Annotated in this window: 2 protein-coding genes; both read right to left on the bottom strand. The window is 66.7% G+C overall.

All coding sequences use genetic code 11. The annotated features are described in order from the left end of the window. Positions 1–233: 233 nt before the first annotated feature. A complete protein-coding gene (locus tag MXB90_RS09765) occupies positions 234–491 on the bottom strand; it encodes a hypothetical protein (protein ID WP_250044084.1) in 258 nt (85 codons plus the stop codon). A gap of 96 nt (positions 492–587) precedes the next feature. After that, on the bottom strand, positions 588–18,878 hold the full coding sequence (locus MXB90_RS09760; protein ID WP_250044082.1) for a leukotoxin LktA family filamentous adhesin: 18,291 nt from the start codon (positions 18,876–18,878) through the stop codon (positions 588–590). Between the last annotated feature and the right edge of the window lie 14 nt (positions 18,879–18,892).

Below are 18,892 nucleotides of genomic sequence, written 5' to 3'. Positions count from 1 at the left end.
TTCAAACTTGAACTCCTTCGAGAACTTCCGTCTCACCATGTCCGATCTCCGTTGCCTTGGTCACGATCTTATCTTCGCGTCCACGAAACCGGCAGCAGGCCAGCCAGCTACATGAAGAGCGCGGCTGACGGGCCGCCGCACACCGTGCGCGCCCCGCACAGACCCAAAGTGGCCTAATCTTGCGCCGCCCCGTGGCCCAATTTTGCTCCGGCGTTGACACGCGTCCAGCGCGATTAATAGGGGTCGGCAATCACAACAACACAACACGTACGGTCGACATCAATACGCTTTGTGAAGGCGATACGGGCGTCTAGCCGGGAGATCTCAGCTTCTATCTGCGCGAGTTGATTGAGGTAGTGCTCGCCGATCTGTCGGACCAGTTCGGGCAGATCGTCCTTATCCGGCCGTTCGCCGAACTGTCCGATATGCTTTGTACCCTTGCCCGCGATTAGGCCGCCTTCAGCAAGTTGGCCGCGAAGCGCGCTGATCAACTGCGTCCGCTCTCTTACAAGCAACTCACCACGCGACCTGCTATACAGTGCCCCCTTTGGAAAATCGAAGGCTGGCCCTCGGGCCAGCCTTGTCTGTCACAGCGATGCAAGCACGAGCGGGAATTTCAGCACCGGGTTTTCCCCGCCCGGCACGCCCGATCCGAACTCTTTCGAGAACAGCGGCGTGACGACGCCCGGGTCGCCAATGTTGCGCAGGAACGGGTTGACCATGATCTGCGTTTCCGATCCCACGCCAAAGACAAAGCCCTGTCCGCCGTTAAGGCTGACCCCACCCAGACGCCGGTTCAGCGGGAAGACATGCTGGGTGGTCAGCGTGATCTCATCCGCCAGATCAAAGCCGATCTTGCCGGTAACGGGACGCGTCGTGCCCGGTTCGAACCGCCAGGCCAGAACCTGACCATCCGCGGTCACGTCAAGCTGGCGGTAGGCCACCGTCGCCAGCAGATCGAAGGTGCGCTGACGGAACCAGACATCGCCGTTGATCACGATATCCTGGCCCAGGATGCGCGGCCCGGCATGGGTCAACTGCCCCTCGGCGATCCGCGCGAACTCGATGGTCAAGGGACCCTCGGCGGTGCTTTGGCGCGTATCCTCGGGGCGCAGCTTGGCCAGGAAGCGGCCGTCCAGCAGCGGACGCACATCCGCGAACGGATCGGTCAGCTCGATGCGCGCGCCATCGCCGATCACATGCACATCGGTCAGCGCAAAGCCTTCGGTGCTGCCATCGGCCAGCCGCAGGCGCAGACCATCCTCGGGCGTCACGTCATAAAGGTTGGCGTCCAGATTGCCCGCATAAAGCTCGGCCAGGCCCTTGACGTTGCCCAGACCCAGCCGCAGCGCCGACCCCGCACCGCGCGCGCGCAGCACCAGCCGCTCGGGCGAGGCGACCTCATAGATGCCATAGCGCGTGGGCAGATCATCGACCAGGCGCAGACCGACCTCATCGGCGATGTCGATCGCGCTGCGCCCGATCAGGTTCACGTCCAGCAGGCCGACCGCATCCAGCGTCAGCGTGCCCGCAGCCCCCAGGACGCCCGCGGTGATCCCGCCCGCCTTGGCCCGGATCGTGGCATCCCCGGTTATCGAGAAGCCCGCCGCCAGCCGCAGATCGCCCGCGCGTTCGGCATAATCCAGCGTGTCGCGCGCCAGCAACCACACCTCGGCGCCCGGGGCGGTGTCGGCCCGCATCGCGGTGCCTGCCGTCTCGGCGCCCAGCCGGCCACCAAAGGCGAACAGCTTGATCAGCGATCCGGTCACATCCGGCGTATCGCCCAGCAGCACCCCGCCCGACCCGATGACGACCGTGCCGCCCCCTGCCCCGCCCGCCGCCGCGCGGCGCAGGATCGTGTCGCCGCCGGTATACAGATCGACGTTCCCGGCATTGGCCACCACCTGTTCGACGATGATCGCATCTTCCTCGCGCAGATGGCTGTCGCCGGTCTCGACCACGCTGTCGATGCGCGCGACCTGCACCCGCAGGCCCGTGGGCCCGGTATTGAGCACCGAGCCAAACCGCAGCACCGCCAGCGCACCATCCACATTGGCCTGGATCAGCGGCGCGGATTGCGCACCCACCAACAGTTGGCCACCCACGGTCATCCGCAAGGCACCATCGGTGGCGTTCAGCGTGCGGATCAGGTTGTCATCGCCAATCGTGGCGCTGCCATCGACCGACACACCAACCGTGCCCCGCTCGCTGCGGATCGCAACGTCCTCACCCGTCAGCAGATCGCCACCGACCGAAACGTCAACGGTGCCATCCGACGAACCGATCAGATTGCGCGCCCCAAGGCGGGTCTGGCCCGATGCCGTCAGCAGCACGTTGCCCGCCGTCGACCGGATCGAGACATCCTCAGTCGTCAGGAAAGTCCCATCGACGCCCAGATCGACATTGCCCAGGGCCGAACGGATGTCGGCATCGGCGGTCAGATCCTCGGTCCGCATCAACAGATCGCCGGCCTGCGTGGTGATCCCCGTGCCGGCGTTCAGAAGGGTCGCGCCGTTCCGCACGATCAGGTCCAACGCGCCGGTGCCGTTCAGCGTGACAAAGTCGATCGTCACGTCGCGGTCGCGCAAAAGCAGCGTGGCATCGCCATCCTGCAGCGTCTCTGCCTGGAACTCGGCCACGGTCAGGTCCAGACGGCTGGTGCCGCCCATGTGCCGGCCAGCGGTCAGCTCGGCCCGTTCGGCGATGATCCGGCCCTCGGTCAGATCACGCCCGGCCCGCAGTTGCGTCAGCGCCACCGATTGCGCCAGCCCGACCGACAGATCCTGTGCCGCGACGACATGGGTGATGGACCCGGCATTGGCGTTCATCAGCGCGGTTTCCAGCCGCAGCGTGCCAAGGTCGCGCATCCACAGAGAGGTGTCGCGCACCGTGCCCGGCAGGTCCGCCGCGCGATAATCCAGCACCACCAGATCGGTGACGATCGGCTTGGTCGCCGTGCCGAAGGTGCCATTCGATATCACCTGCAGCCTGCCGCCGGCGATATCGGTCCCCTCCGAAGCGGTGGTGTCAATGCCCTCGGGCAGGTCCAGAACCAGCGTCGCATCGGCGCCAAAGACCACCGTGTCCAGCGACACAAGCCGCATCAGGCTGCCCGGTGCCAGCACGATCCGGCCACCGCCCGCGATCCGCGCGCGTTCCAGCGGCAGGTCCGAATAGGCCTTCAGATGCACATCGCCCACCCGCGTGATCACCGTTGCGGTCGCAGCGCTGGTGTCATCCATGCGGATGCCCAGCAGCGCGCTGCCCGTGCCGATCGAGGCGCCATCCAGCAGCAGCGCCCCGCCCGAGATGATGCGCGGCACATCCGCGCCCACCAGATCGGTGATCGCGCCCGCAGCCATCAGCGACACCGCCCCGCCCGAGAAGATCTCGCGCAGCGGCATGCCGGACACCGGCGCGTGGACGTAAAGCCCCTTGCCCGCCCGCGCCGTCAGCGACCCGCCGTCCAGCACGTTGACCGTCAGCGGATTGTCGGCCACGCCGATCGCGCCCGCATTGCCCGCTTCCAGAATGATCACCCCGCCCTGCACGGCCTGGCTGCCCGCATCGGCATTGTCGACCATGTTGCCATCGATCCGCAGATCCACCCGGCCGGTGCTTTCCACCCGCGAAATCGTTGCGGGGGTCAGGGCCGACAGGAAGATTTCCTGCGTTCCGGCGACTACGCGCAGCGAACCAAAGGCATTGCCCGCCCCATCGACCGCGTCGAAGGCAAAGTTCAGATCCTCGTTCTGGCGGATCCGGATCTCGCCGGTCACCTCATCGATCACGATGTCCTGCCGCTCGGCGCCGAACAGCACCTCAAGGTCGGCATCGGTCAATGCGCCGCTGCGCCGCGCGATCACATAGGGGTCAAGCAGTTCGCCGATGGAATCCCGCGCGATCAGGGTGATATTGCCGGCCGCGCGGACGTTCGGGTCTTCGACCCGGATCTGGGTGTCGCCGGTTTCACGCACCCGCACCAGGCCCGCGCGCAGCGAGCGCTGCAGCGACTGTTCCGACCAGGCGATGGTATCGGTGTAAACCGCGTCCAGATCGGCCGGCGCCAGCGTGATGCGGCGGTTCGGGTCATAGGTGGTTTCGGTGGCGTTCCAGCCATCAAACAGCGCCTGACGCTCGGCCACATAGGCGTTGATGCGCGCGTCATCCCAGCCCGGGATCACGGTGCCGTTTTCCAGCGTCACATCGCGGCGCAGACCGGCCTCCAGTGTCTGGTCAAGGGTGAACATCGCGCTGGTCCCAGCACCGCGCCGTGCCCAGTAGTCATGGTAGAGCTGGGTGCGGTCATCCTCGATATTGGCGATCAGATCCGCGGTGCGGCGCGCGATGGCAGCCTCGCCGTAAAGACCCAGCTCATCGGCCCAAAGGGTGCGCAATTCATCTAGCGTGCGGATATCGCGCGTTTCGACATTGTTGCGGTCCAGCAACGAACCGTCACGCGCGATCAACGTCACATCACCCGCCGCGGACACCACCTCACGCAGGCCCAGATCGCCCGAAAGTTCCTCGACGAACAGGTTGTTGCGCGCCCGGGCGGTCAGGGTGCCGCCATCGGTGTCGATGCGGAAGGGCTGCGCGGCAGAGGTTCCCAGCCCCCCGTCCTCGGCGATCAGCACGATATCCGAGCCCTTGACCACGGATTGATCGCCGACCTGGATGATGCTGCCCTGCGCGGTCAGCCGCACCGTGCCCACCTGCGCAGTGGCCGCGCCCGCGGGCCGACGCAGCGTTTCGGCGCGCAGGATGTTCATGTTGCCGCGCTGTTCACGCACGTCGATCAGATCGCCCGCGACCAGGCTTAGCGTGCCGGTGGCGGTCTGGTTCAAGCGGAATTCGCCGTCCACACCGCGGATCGACCCGTTCACCGCGCTAAGGACCGTGTCGGCGGTGCTCAGGATCACGTCCTTGGACCCGGACAGGATTGACCCCTGCATCGAGGTCACGTTGGTCGTGCCCAGTTCGTTCAGGATCGCGCTGGCAAAGACCACGTTGCCGGTGGTGTTGATGTTCAGCGCGGCCGCGTCGGACCCGTTGAAGTAGATCGAGATCGGGTAATCCGCCTTCAGCCGGTGTTCATAGCGCTGCACCGTGACCAGCGTCTCGGTCCATTCGTAATGCCGCCAGCCCGAGCCCAGCTTCCACCAGCGCACCGAGTCATGGGTTTTCACCTCGGGCGATTTGGTGAAGGATTCGACATAGTAATTGCCGCGCATCGCATAGGGATAATCGCCATAGCCCACCAGCGAGGCGCCGATATAGGGCGCCGATCCCAGGGACTCGGTTTCGTCGATGGTCTTGACGCGGGTGTTGACGACCTTCTTGCGCTTGGACCCGGTGATGCCGATCACGATCAGCTCTTCGCGCTTCATGTCCCATTCGCGCGTGGTGCGTTCGGCGGTGACATAGATCAGGTCGCGGTTCTGCGTCGGATCATAGCTGGCCGACCGCCCGCCATTGGCGGTGGTGCGCGACACCAGATCGCCGGGCTTGTAAAGCGTCACCGTGATGTCGGTGCCATCGGGATTTTCGCCGACCTTGTTGGTATAGGCCACCGTGCCGATCGGGCCTGCGTTGTTATAGACCTCAAGCGCGCCGCCGTTGCGGACGAAATCGGTGATCAGGAAATTGCCGCCCGCGACCGTCTTCGAGGTGTCGGTGATCCGGACCAGCCCGGCCAGACCGCGCGTGCCATCCTGTTCACCGCCCAGGTCGATGCGGCGCACCACCAGATCGGTCGTCGCCGCGCTGTTGATATTGACCCGGCCGAAGCCGTCCAGCGCCTCGATGCGGCCATTGCCGGTCGAGATGATGTTGCCGGTGATCATCACCGTGCCGCCGCGCACATACATGTCGTCCAGCTCAAGCTGGTCGGTGTCGTAGTTGTAATAGACCTTGACGTTGGTGTTGGCGGTGATGTTGGCCGATTTCGCCACCCGCTCGTTTTCCGGGAAGGCGGTGTCGTGGATCAGCACCCGGCCCGACCGGCCGTTTTCCAGCCGCAGCGCGTTCAGCTCGGCCTCGATGCCGGCCAGGATCGTCACGTCGAAGGTGCCCGTGCCCGCCTGGATCAGACCGTTGATGTTCAGCACATCGGCGGTGATGTAGACGTTGCGGCCCGCGCGCAGCCCGCCTTCGGTTGGCAAGAGCACGAAACCGCTGGGGACGTCGACCCGCCCGGTGAAAGGCGCACCAAGGCTGCCGACTGGCATCACGTAGAACGGGTTGAAGCGCCGCAGATCCTGCCGGGCGGCGAAGTATTCAGCATATTGCCCCTCGGGCGAGGCACCGATGTTGCGCACGCCCGGCTGATAGCCCACGATCACGTCGGCATTGGCATTCACCCGGATCGTCCGGGCCGAAATGTCGGCGCGGATGTCGACAGACCCCGCGTTCGAATTCACGAAGGCCTCGCCGCGCAGGTTCAGCAGATCGCCGCCCACGATGATCGTGCCATCGCCGCGCGCCCCGGTGTCGGGGGTAAAGGTCACCACCTCGATCTTGGGATCGGCGTCATCCTCGCCCGAGATCATGTTGAAGGCATAGGGGCCCGGGCGATAGCCAGACTGCACCCGCACCTCGTCGGTATTGGACACCAGCACGTCATTCAGCGTGATGCGCCCGCCCGCATCCGTGGGAATGGTCATGCTGTCGGTTTCCAGCCACGCGCCGCTTTCGATCCAAACCTTGATCAGCGCATCACCCGGCGCGTTCAGCTCGCCCGTCTGCGTGCCCTGCACATAGTCGGCGCGCATGATGATATTGCCCTCAACCGCCAGGATCGGGCCCAGTTCGACCCAGTCCACCCGCAGCCCGGCAACACCGGCCTGCCGCGCCCGCAGCGTCGACAGTTCGGCAATCCAGGCTTGCCGGATCGGATCGGTGCTGGACACCAGATTGCCCGAACCATCGCGCACATCGCCCGCGCTGCTGGTCAGGTAGGGGTTGGCCAGATAGCCGTTGATCTCGTTGATACGGTTCTGCAGATCGACCGCGGGGGCCACGTTGCGCGTCACCGTCCAGCCGATATCGTCAGCCCAGGCATTGTCATAGACCGCATCCGGATTGCCCTCTTGCCGGGTCTGGTCGTTCAGCAGCGTGTAGTTGCCCGCCGCATCCAGACCCAAGATCAGGACCTGCTTGTTGCGCGAGCCCGCGCGGACATGGCCGTTGACCTGGATACCGTCGGTGTTGTTGTCGATGCTGCGCCCGGTCTCGATGTCCAGGCTCACATCGCCGCCACCCACCAGATTGGAAAGGAAGCTCCCCACCGCGGCGAACGCTTGGCGATACAGGTCTTTGCCCCGCCCATAACCCACCACATCGCGGCTTCCTGCCTCGGACAGCAGGTAGACATCACGCACGGATGTGACCCTGGCGCCCTCGCCGATGTCGATCAGCGAGGTGGTGTTGGCGATCGCATCGGCCACCGGATCGATGTTGATCGGGAAGGCGGTCTTGTTGAAGGCGCGCGCCTCGGCCCGCAGCTTCACCGTCTGCACCGCGTTCTTCACATGGCCCGCCATCAGCCGGACATCGCCCAGCGATTCCAGATCGGCGCCATTGGTCAGCCGGATCGTGTTGGCCGCATTATAAGTCGCCCGCGTGATCGACGTCGCCGCCCCCGCCACACCATAGGACTTGGTATCCACCTCGGCGCGCAGATCGGCATTGCCGCCATTGTAGATCGACATCTCGCCCAGACCCAACAGCGTGGCAGCACCAATCGTCACGGTGGCGTTGTTGGTGCGCACCTGCACATTGGAATCGCCCACCGGCACAGCAACTGCGCCGCCCGCATCCAGGAACAACCGGTCCGACAGCGCCATGTTGGTGGTGATACCCAGGTTGAACGTGCCCGGGTTGAAGGCATCGCCCGTCTGCACGATCTGCGCGCCCGAGTTCACATCCAGATCGGTCGTCGCATCCACCGTCACCCGTGAAATCATCGCCGGCACATCGATCGCCCCGCCCGAGGCAGATTTGATGTTGTAGTCGCGATAGGGCCGCGTCACCGCATTGGCGGCGGAAATATCCAGATCGCGGGCAAAGATCCTGGCCTGTCCACCGATCGTGGTGCCGACCTGGCTGGCAATCTCGGTCCGCGTCTTCGCCCCCGAGGCGCCCATCAGCGCCCCCGCGCGGTTGTCCAGCACGCTGTCGACGCGCGCTGCATGCCCCGCGGCGATCACCACCGAGGCCGTGTCCGAGGCCACCGTCGCAACACCCGTCGTGCCTATGTCGGTGCGCGTGCGGGTGCGCGCGTTGACCAGCGCCTCGGCGCCCGAGCCCTGCAGAACCCCGCCCGACCCCGAGGTCAGGTCCACCGCCATGTCGGGCGCATTGGATGAGGTGATGCTGACCGCGCCGCGCGCGGCGATCTCGCCCTGCTCGAGCGTGGTCACCACCGAGGCGGTCCGCCCCGCCGATTGCCCGGTCTGTGCCAGCACCAGCCCGATCGCCGCAACGCCAAAGGATTTGCCATTGGCAATCGCGCGGCTGCGGGCGGCGGCGGCATCGCTCAGGACCGTGACGGTGCCTGCTGCGTTGATCACGCCGCTGATCGTCGTGGCCACGTCATAATCCAGCCAGGCCCGCGCATCCGCGCCATTGCCCGACAGGATCCCGCCCGAGGAAGAGGACGACCGCGCCCAGGAATTGGTGCCGTTCAGCGCGTCGATCCCGGTCGAAAGGTTCACCGTGGTCGCGCTGATCGAACCGCCCGCCAGCGTCGTCGCCACGCTGGACGCCATCTGCGCCCGCGCGAACGAGGCCCCGATCGCAAGGCCACCCGCAACCGACATCCCCTTGGCCTCGGCCTCGGCCCGTGCCTGGCTGCGGTTCGACAGGGTCAGGTTTTGTGCCCGCACCGTGGTATTGGTCAGCGCCACGCGCTGTTCGCCCTGGCTTTCGGCCGTGGCAGCGGCGCCATTGCCCGCCAGGAACACCCCGCCGGTCGCGCCTTCCGCCGTGGCGCGCACGACACTGGCGTCACGCGCCCGCAGGCTGACGGTCGTGGCCTCGATCCGGCTAGCGGCGCCATCGGCCGCGCCCAGGCTGATCACCGTCTGGCCCTGGTTGCGCGCCGTGGCCACCGCAGCGCCAACGCCCCCCACGCCAGAGACCGAAAGGTTGTAAACCTCGGCCCTGACGCTGTCGGTGCGTTCGGCCGTGATCGTCAGCGAGCCGGCGCGCTGCGCGTTCAGACCGCCCAGCACCGCGCCGGATGCGCCCACGATCCGCGCATCGGCGCTGGCCGACACCGCCGAGATCCCGGCCGCCGCCCCCGCCGTGCCCGAGGCCGCGACAGAGGCCACGCGACTGTCCACCGCAAGCCCACCGTTCAGCCCCACAATGCGCGAGGCAAGCGTGATCGCCCCATCGGACCGGATCTGCGCATTGCGCCCGATCTGCACATTGCTGTCGGTCTTGACCGTGACAACCCCGACCGCGGCCGAGATGCCGACCGCCCCGCCCGACAGGCTGCCCACGCGCTGCACCACTTTCAGCTCGCCCAGCGAGGTCAGCGTGACAGGGCCCGCAGCCTCCAGCACGGCAGCCTCGCCCAGCGACACGCCGATGCCATCCACCGCCGGGGCGCTGGTGACATTGACCGCCTGCCGCGCCGCCACCATCCGGGCGCGCGTATCCGCGCCGCCCGCATAGGCCGCCAGATCCGACGCGCGGCCTTTGTCGCCCGCGCTGCCGGTATCCTGATCCTCGTTCAGGCTGCGCTGGATATCGGCCAGCGCCGCATCGCGGTCGGATTTGCCGTCTTGCCCAAGCCCGCCCAATTCGATCACGGAAATCGCTGCCGACAGGCCGCCAAGGCCGATGCCGCCCACGCCCACGGTTGAAGCCACGTCACGCTGCGCCAGCGCCGTCGCCGTCAGGCTGCCCTCTGCGCGCACCTGCGCCCCCGCCCCGATCCGCACGGCGGTATTGGCCGCAAAATTCACATAATCCAGCGAGGCCCCGGCACCGACGGCACCCACACCAAGGCTGCCCGACTGGCCCGCAATGCGGCTGATCTCGGTCGCGCGCAACCCAAGGTTGCGATCTGCGCGCAAGGTCGTCCCCGCACCGATATCAACGCGCGTGTCGGACTGCACCAGATTGACATTGGCCGCCAGCGCCACGCCTATCGCGCCGCCCGCCGCGCTTGCGGCATAGCCTTCGGTTGCATTTTCGGTGCGCGCGTCCAGCATCAGATCCTGCGCTGCCGACAGCATGCTGCGCGCGGTCAGCGTCTCGCCATCGGTCGTGTCGGAACGATCCTGAACCACGATCTCAGAGGTGGTATCAAGCAGGTTGATGGTAAAGCCACCGGCCACCGCGCCGGCCCCGCCAGCCGCCCCACCCGCAACGGTGAACAGGTCGGTTTTGGCCAGGGTGCCAAAGCGCAGCGCCCCCGCCGAATTGCGCAGACCCGCGTCCACCTGCGATCCCAGAACCGCAATCCGCGCCTTCGAGGTGACGACATTCACATCGACACTGCCCGCCGTCCCGACAAAGCCGCCACCGACGCCCAGAACCCAGGCATCCAGCGCTGTATCGACCTTGGCATTGGCCGTCACATTGCGCGCGGCGCCGACGTTGCCAAAGTTCAGCTCGATCTCGGCGGTGCTGGCGATCAGGTTGTTGCCCGAAGCGGCGCCCACGGAATAGCCAGCACCAACCGCAACGCCCAGGGTATAGGCCTCAATGTCATTGATCACATCGGCGCGCAGGATGGTGTCCTGCGCCAGATTGGCCAGCGGCTCGCCCGCGGCGTCAAAGAACGCGCCGACTTCGCGCGCGGGATCATTGGCCGGATCGGTCTCACCGGCCAGCAGGCCGTTCACGATCGCGGCCCGGGCGCCGGTGCCGCCGCCGATCTGCACGCGCGCCACATCCGACACCACGTTGAAGGTCAAAAGCCCCGACACGGCAGCAAGCGCGCCGCCGGCCGCATTCACCGTCACCACATCGATTGTGGTGTTGGCCAGGGCATCAAAGCCCGCGCCGCGGAACGTGCCCAGACGGCCATCGCTGATCGCGGTTTCCCCCAGCGCGATCAGGCGTGATCCGTCCGCGATCCCCGCCGTGATCGCATTCGCCGTTTCATTGACCGAAACTGCAACGCCGATCCCCGCCGCCCCGACCGAGAAGTTCAGGTTCACGCCGGCGCCGTTCGACTCACCCTGCTCCAGTTCATCTTCGGTCGCCGCAAGCGTGATCGTGTTGGTGCCCGTCGCGCGCACCAGCGCACTGCCGCGCGTCACGATATCCGAGCCGCCGAAATCGGTTGCCGCGCCGGTGTTGCGGATCAGCGCCGAAACGGTGTTCTTCGCGCTGTTGCCGACGCCGGTGCCCACCACCGCCACGCCGATCGTGGCGGCCCCGCCGACCGCAATGCCCGACATCGCGGTATTGGCATTGGCCGTCAATCGCAGATCACCATCCGCCCGCAGCGTGCTGGCGTCGATATCGGCCAGCACGTTCATGCGCGACACATTGGTGGTCACGCCCATACCGCCGGCGAAGAAGCCGCCAACCGACAGCGCGCCCGCATTGGCGCCAAGTGTGTTCTTCACATCCGCCGCGACCTGCACCGCACTGGCCTGCACCGTCGCGCGCCGCAGCGCCGCGGTGACGGACCCTTGCGCCACATTCACCGCAACGCTGCCGCCAAAGGCACCCTTGCCACCACCTGCGGCCGCCGCCACAATCGACAGCAGCTCAACCTCATTGCTGGCCAGCACATCGACCCGGCCCGCATCCCACAGCGGGCGCGCGGGGATCGCAGGTTCAACCAGCGCGGTATTCACGCGCACCGCCTCGATCGCGGCCTCGTTGCGATCGGCCAGGACCGAGACGCCAAAAGCCCCGCCCACACCGGCCACGCCGCCCACCGCGACAACGCCGGCCAGCGCGTTGATTGTGCCCGACTGATTGGCGCTGACCGTGACATCGCCGCCCTCGGTCAGCAGGATTGCGTCGTCCACCTGACCATCGCCATCGGTATCCGCGCCGATCACGCGCGACAAGACCGCCCGGTCGAACACATTGACCAGGATTGACCCCGCCCCGCCGACGGTGCCCGCCCCGCCAAGCGCCACGCCCAGCGTGTCGATCGTGCCGGTCTGGCTTGCCGCGACGCGCACGTCGACGCCGTTGGTACGCGCGGTCGCGCCCTCGGGGATGACCAGCTCCGCCTCGGTCCGGCCAAAGAGCAGATTGACGCCAATGCCCACACCCACGCCCACGTTGCTGCTGGCCGCCAGCGTGCCCGCGAAGGACTGAGTCTTCGACAGTTCGGTCGCGTTGATGTCGATCCCCGCCACCTCTATATCGGGGGCCGACAGCGCCAGCCGCGCCCGCGTCACATCATTGGCGGCATTGAGGTCGATCGAGCCCTGATAGCCGCCGCGATCGCGGATCGCCGCCAGCGCGTCATCACGCTGCCCCTCGGCCTCTGCGGTGCCATCGGCGGCGGGATCGGTGGTCTCGCCCTCGGCCGGCGCACCGGCAGCGGGGGTCGAGGCGACCGGAACGCTGGCCGCATCCGACGGCGGCTTGCCGATCTGGGTATAGACGAAGGAGCCTGCCACCGCCGTGCTGCTCGAGACCGCGCCCGCAATGGCAATCGCGTCAATGCTGGCCTTATTCGAGGCTGAAACATTCAGCGCACCGCCAAAGATCCGCGCATTCGCGACCAGATCGGTGGTCACCGTGTCCTGGATCACCGCCACGGTCACTGCGGCGCCCACCGCCGCGCTGCTGCCCCCGGCGGCCGAGCCGGACAGGATGCGGATCGTGCTTGTCTTGTCCGCCGCAAGGGTGATCGCGCGCGGATCGGCCGCAACCGCGGGGCTTTCCGGCGTTTCCGCGACCGCCTCGGTGCCAGCGACAAAGCTGGTGCCGTCCGCCGTCACGCGGGTCTTGTTGCCGATGTAGCCGACCGAGATCGACCCGGCCACGGCCGCACTTCCGCCCGCGACAGCCAGACCGACCGAGAGCGATTCAATCAGCGCGGCATTCGACGACAGAAGCGACAGATCGCCCCCGCGCGCGGTCAGGGCCGCGCCGTTGGCCTCGACCACGGTGTCATGCACGATAACGTTGGCGGCCAGCGCCGCACCCACGCCCCCGCCCCCCGACGACAGCGCAACCCCGCCCGCAAGGCTTTGGATCGTCTGCGCATCGGTCGCCTTCAGGGTCAGCGCCCCGTCCGCCTCCAGCACGGCGCCATTGGCCGAGGTCCGGATCTGCCCGGTCGAGACGTTGACCGTCGCCGCGCCGCCGATCGAGTTGGCGCCTGAGGCCGAAACGGCGACCGCCGCGGTCTGGATAGTGCCACTGGCCTTCGCCGCGGCAAGGATGTCGCCGCGCGACGTGATTTCGGAACCGTCCAGCGTGACGATGGTGTCATTCGCGATCAGCAGGTTCAGCGTCGAGGCAAAGCCGCCCGCGCCAGCGCCCGACCCGGCCACACCGCCGCCAAGGCTGCGGATGATGCGGGTGTTGTCGGCCAAGGCCTGGACAGATTCCGCCTGGGCAATCGTGCTGCCCGCAACCGAAGTGGTCAGCCCCGCGGTAATGTTGTTGCCTGACAGGCCCACGCCCACCGCCGCGCCCTCGGCCGAGGCCGCACCGGCAACGGCAAGCGTGCCGATCAGACTGCTGCTGTCCGCGCTGACGCTGACGGCGCCCAGAACCGGCGCCTCGGTGCCTTCGGGCGCATCGGCGGCCAGATCGCGCGCGGCGACATCGGTGTTCACAAGTTCCGCGCCCGACGAAATGACGATGACATTGGCCGTCAGGGCCCCGCCCACGGCGGTCTTCTGCCCGATCGTCAGCGCACCGGCCAGCGACCAGATCTGGTTGTTTTCCTCGGCGGTGATCGACAGGCTGCCCGCCTTGATGCCGACGCGCGCGCCGGAGTCGTTGCCGACCAGCGTCTGCGCGCCGCCGGTGATCGTGTTCACCGCGATCGAGCCCGCAACGCCCGTCTTGCCCGCCCCGACAGACACGCCAAAGCCAAAGACCTGCGCGCGGCTCAGCGCCGCGATCCGCAGCGCATCCCCATCCATCAGCGTCGCGCCCGAGACGCGGGTGCTGGCACCACGATCCACCACGTTGACCGCGATGCCGACGCCCACGCCCGCCCCTTCAGAGGTGCTCAGATTGATCGAAACCGCACCGCCCACACCCACGGTCAGCGAGCGGTCCTCAGCCTCAAGGCCAATGTCGCCCACGCTGGTCAGCGAGGCATCCGTCACCTCGGTCCGCGTCTCGCCGGTCAGCACATTGACCGCGACCGAGCCCGCGACCGTCACCTGGCCATTCGACGAGCCCGCGCCGCCCACGGCCACGCCCACCACGACCGAATTGTCATCGGCGCGCACCTCAATGCTGTCGGCCGAAATCGTCGCCCCGCGCACCAGCGCCTTGACGTCGCGTTCATCCACCGTGACCGCAAAGGCACCGGCCAGCGCGTTGTTCTTCTGCGTCGTGCCAAGGCCCGCGGACACCGCGCCCGCCCCGGTGATCCCGTAAGAGGTGTTCCGCGCCGCCATGTCCAGCGCGCCGGTCAGCTCGATCCGGGCGTTGCTGGCAATCTCGGCCACGGTTTCGTTTTGCAGCATCAGGTTGATGGTCGCAGCGCCCGCCACGGCCCAGCCGGTCTTGGTCTGGGTGCCGCTTTCGGACGGAGGCGTCACATCGTTCTGGGCGCTCAGCGCCTCGGTCTCGTCCTCGGCGAACAACCAGGACGGGATGATCATGTCCTCGTCGTTGCTTTCATCGGCCGGCGGCGTCGGGCTGTCATCGACCGGCTTGCCGCTGACGCGGGACCCCGCGACCGAGGTGGCGACCGTGATCGCCTTGTTGTCGGCGGTGATCGTCAGCGTGTCGGCGGTAATGCGGGTTTCGCCAGCGGTGCCTGCCAGAGCCGCGCCGCGCTCGGCCGGGCCGATGCCCGCGTAAAGCTGCCGCTTGGCAAAGTTCACCACGCCCGAGGCGCCAACGCTGACCGCGCCGTCCGAGCCGGCAAAGGCCCCGGCCAGGCCGATGATCACGCTGTCATCACGCGCGCCGATGGTCAGATCGCCGGTCTTGACGATCGCCTGATCGGACAGCCGCGCCACGGTGACATTTTCCACCGCCTGCGCCGCGATGGCCGCGTTGATCGCCACATTGGCAGCCGAGCCGCCCGCATAGACGAGGTTGAAGACGATGGCGCGGTTGTGCGCGTCGATATCCAGCGTCTCCGCCGTCACTTCGGCGTTGCCCTCGACCAGCGCCTCGACGCGGGAGGCGGTGCGCGCCACGGTCGCGGCCCCGCCCACGGTGTTGGCGACGTTGTCGTTCGATCCCAACGGGTTGGTAACGGTGCGCAGATCGGTCGGGAAGTTCTGCATGTGGGTGTAAAGCCCACGCTGCACCGCATTGACCGCAACAGCGCCCGCCAGCGTCGGTTCGCCTTCTGGGCCTTCGGCGGACAGGTCGATCTTGGCCCCTTCGCGGATCGCGGCGCGTGTGGTGTTGCTGGTGTTGAACACGTTGACCGAAACGGCCACGGCAAGGTTCTGCGACTTGGTCTCACTGCCCTCGGACGCATCGTCGATCTGGTTCTGTTCGGCATAGGCGCCGGTATAGGTGGTCAGATAATTGCCAAGGTCGGCCAGGGCCACGACATCGGGCAGCGCGGGTGCGGGCGCAGGCACGGCATCCTCGTCCGGGCCCGAGTCGAGCAGGCTGAATTCCGATACGGCGGTCGCGAAATCGACGAAGGCGTCGCGCACATCGGTAAAGCGATCGAATTCGGGGTAGATCGTCTTCGCGTTCACGTTGACGGCGGTGGCCTGCGTAATCGTGGCATTGCTGCCGATCTCGGCCACGGTCTCGCCGCTCATCAGCATAACGGACCCGTTCAGGAAGACCGCATTGCCGTATTGGCCGACCAGTTCTTCCTTGGTGACGGTCGGCTGGCCCGCTTCAGTCAGCGCGGCGTTGATCCGCGCAAGCTCGGCCTCGGCCACGCGGTCAAGAAAGCCCATCGAGGAATCGATGGCCCGCGTCAGTTCCGTCCCGCCCTCGGCCGTGCTGGCAAAGCGCAGCCCGGACGTGACATTGACCGCCCCCAGCGCCCCGGTCTGCACCGAGGTCGTCCCCAGCGCGACCAGCGCGCGGTCGTTGGCCAGATCACGCCACTTGCCGCCCAGCGTGGCATAGGTGTCATCACGGTCGATCTGCAGGTCAAACGACAGACCAAAGGCAAAACCCGGCTTCTTTTCCTCGTTCGGGTCTTCCTCTTCCTTCTTTTTGCCCGACAGCCGTTCCTTGATCGAATTGGTCACCTCGGTGACCTTGCCTTTCAACGCCGCGACCGGGGCGGTCTTGTTGATCGCGGTCTTGGTCGGATCGGCCAGCCCCAGCGTCGATGACGTGGTATGTGCCTTGCCGAAATACAGGGTTTCCGCATCCAGGTTCAGATCGCCCTGGGTGCGGATCGTGCCGCCAAGCGCGGCCTCGGTCAGGGCGTTGCCGATCTCGACGTTCAGCGCGACGGCGCCCTTGCCATCCTTGCCCGCATTCGCCACCACCGAGGTCGCATGGTTGCGCGTGCTCAGCGCCGCCACATCCAGCTTGCCCGCCGAAGTGATGCTGCCGCCGTCCACCACCAGCTGATTGCGCAGCGCATGGACTGCCACGATCACGCCAACGGAAATCCCCGCAACCTTCGAGGGCGCGATCGCGACATTCAGGTTTTCGCTGGCCGTGCTGCGCACCGCGATGTTGCGCGCCGTCCCGGTCGTGCCCCCGGTCGAACGCAGGTCGGAATTTCGAATCTGCACACGGGCATCGGTGTTGGTGACCGACACGCCAACGCCAAGGGCATAGGCCTTGGGCGCGATCGCCACGTCGGTCTGGGCATGGGCATGGACGAAGATCGCCTCTTGCGAGGGGTCGAAGGCGGTGGGCAGCGTCACGTTGAACGCAGGGCCGGTGGTTCCGAACAACGACAGCCCGCCTTCCAGCAGCCCATCCGCGGCGAAGATCCCGCGCGCTTCGGTGTCGCCGGTGAAATCGCTGGTGACCGTCAGGGCCTTGCCCTTCCAGTTCCCCGCAGCGGTGATGTCGCTGTCGGTGATCACGATCCGCGCATCGGCGGCCATCACCTGCACCTGCACGGGAATCGCGGCCTGCAGCGATTGAAGCCCCTGCTCCATCACGCTGATCACGGTATCTTCGACCGTGCCCAGAAAATCGATCAGCTGGTCCTCGACGCTGGCCTGCTGGCCCTCGTAGTCCTCAAGCTGCTGTTCTTCCAGCGCCGCATCATCCGCGCCCAGGATATTGGCGGTTTTCGCGGTCGCGTTCAGCACCACGGCGCCCGCTGTGATCGAGGCATTTTCCAGCCGGATCAGCGCTTTGTTGTTTTCGACATTGATGTTCCAGCGCGGATCGTCGGTCACGTCGCGCGCGATCAGCGCGACCAGACCGCCACCCGTGGCGCCAGTCCCGGTGGCCTGGATACTGGATCCGTTCTGCATCACGATCGCCGGGGCCGAGACGACGACGTTCCCGGCGGTGTCCAACCCGCCCGCGCGGCGGCTGTCGATGGCAGCATTGGCGCGCATCACCACGCCCTCATCAGCCGTGATCAGCAGATCGCCGCCCTGGGTCTGCAGGGTGCCCGTCACCTCGACGGTCTCGCCCGACAGCCAGGAATAGCCGTTGGCCCCGCGGCCATACGTCAGCAGCGCGCCTTGCGCCACGATCGAGGGCGTGGCCAACGTGACCGCGCCGGAGGGGTCAAAGCTGGAATCCTCGGCCTTGGCCTCGATAAAGACGAACCCGCCGTTGCCCGCGACCGACTGGGCGTTGATCGCAAAGCCGGCTTCCATCCGGGCCGAGCCTTCGGCGAACAGCAGGACCGAACCCGCCGCATCGGCGCTGGCCGCGCCGGTGACATTGATCAAGCCGGTGCCCTTGAGCGGGTCGGTTTTCAGCGTGATATCACCCTCGGACTTGCCGGTGACGACCCCGCCCGCGCCGTTGCGGCGCGCGGTAATATTGCCCGAAATCTCGGTTCCGCCCGAGCCCGAGGTGAAGCGCAGAACGCCGCCTTTTGTCGACACACCGCTGGCCTGCTCGATCGCCTCGGTATTGACGACCGACACCACGCCGGCCGCGTCGGGTGCGGTATCGACCACGTTGATCTGCCCGCCCAACAACATCCGTGCGCCTGCGCGCAGATCAAGGCGGCTGGCGTTGATCACGCCATAGGTTTCGATACTGGCTGCGGACAGGTCTTCATCGCCGGCAAACAGCCGTTCCGCATAGCTGGAAGCGCCCGAGGCCGCCTCGTCCAACAGCGCCTGGCCAAAGGCCTGGGTCGCGGTCGACATCGTTAGGCGGTTGGCGTTGATCACGCCGCTTGCGCCGACGACAAAGCCGTTCGGGTCCACGATGAAGACATTGCTGCCGCCCGTGGCGCTGCCCGGCACGCCCACAAGGGTGTTCAGCGTGCCGTTGATCACGCTCTTGTCACCGTTGGTGTTTTGCACCACGTTGACCAGTGCTTTGGCTCCGGTCGGCTGATAGAGGTTTACCGTAGTATCCTTGACCACGTTGAATTTGCTGAAGGCATTGTAGGCGATGCCCGCGCCGCTGACGGTGGTGGTGGTGACATCGAAGACCGAGCCCGCCGTGTCAGGCGTCACCACCGTCGCTGTCGCGCCGCTGGCGATGACATCGGCATAGGCCGGCAGGGTTGGCCCCACCGCCACCGCAAAGCTGGAGACATAGGCAACCGAGCGCGCCAGAACCCCGCGCAGCCTGCCCACCTTGGCATGAACCCGTTGTGCCATGTCAAATACTCCAA

It is taken from the genome of Phaeovulum molybdatiresistens, from assembly GCF_023544865.1.
In the GTDB taxonomy this organism is placed as follows: Bacteria; Pseudomonadota; Alphaproteobacteria; order Rhodobacterales; family Rhodobacteraceae; genus Pontitalea.
This window is presented reverse-complemented; position numbering and strand designations above follow the sequence as displayed.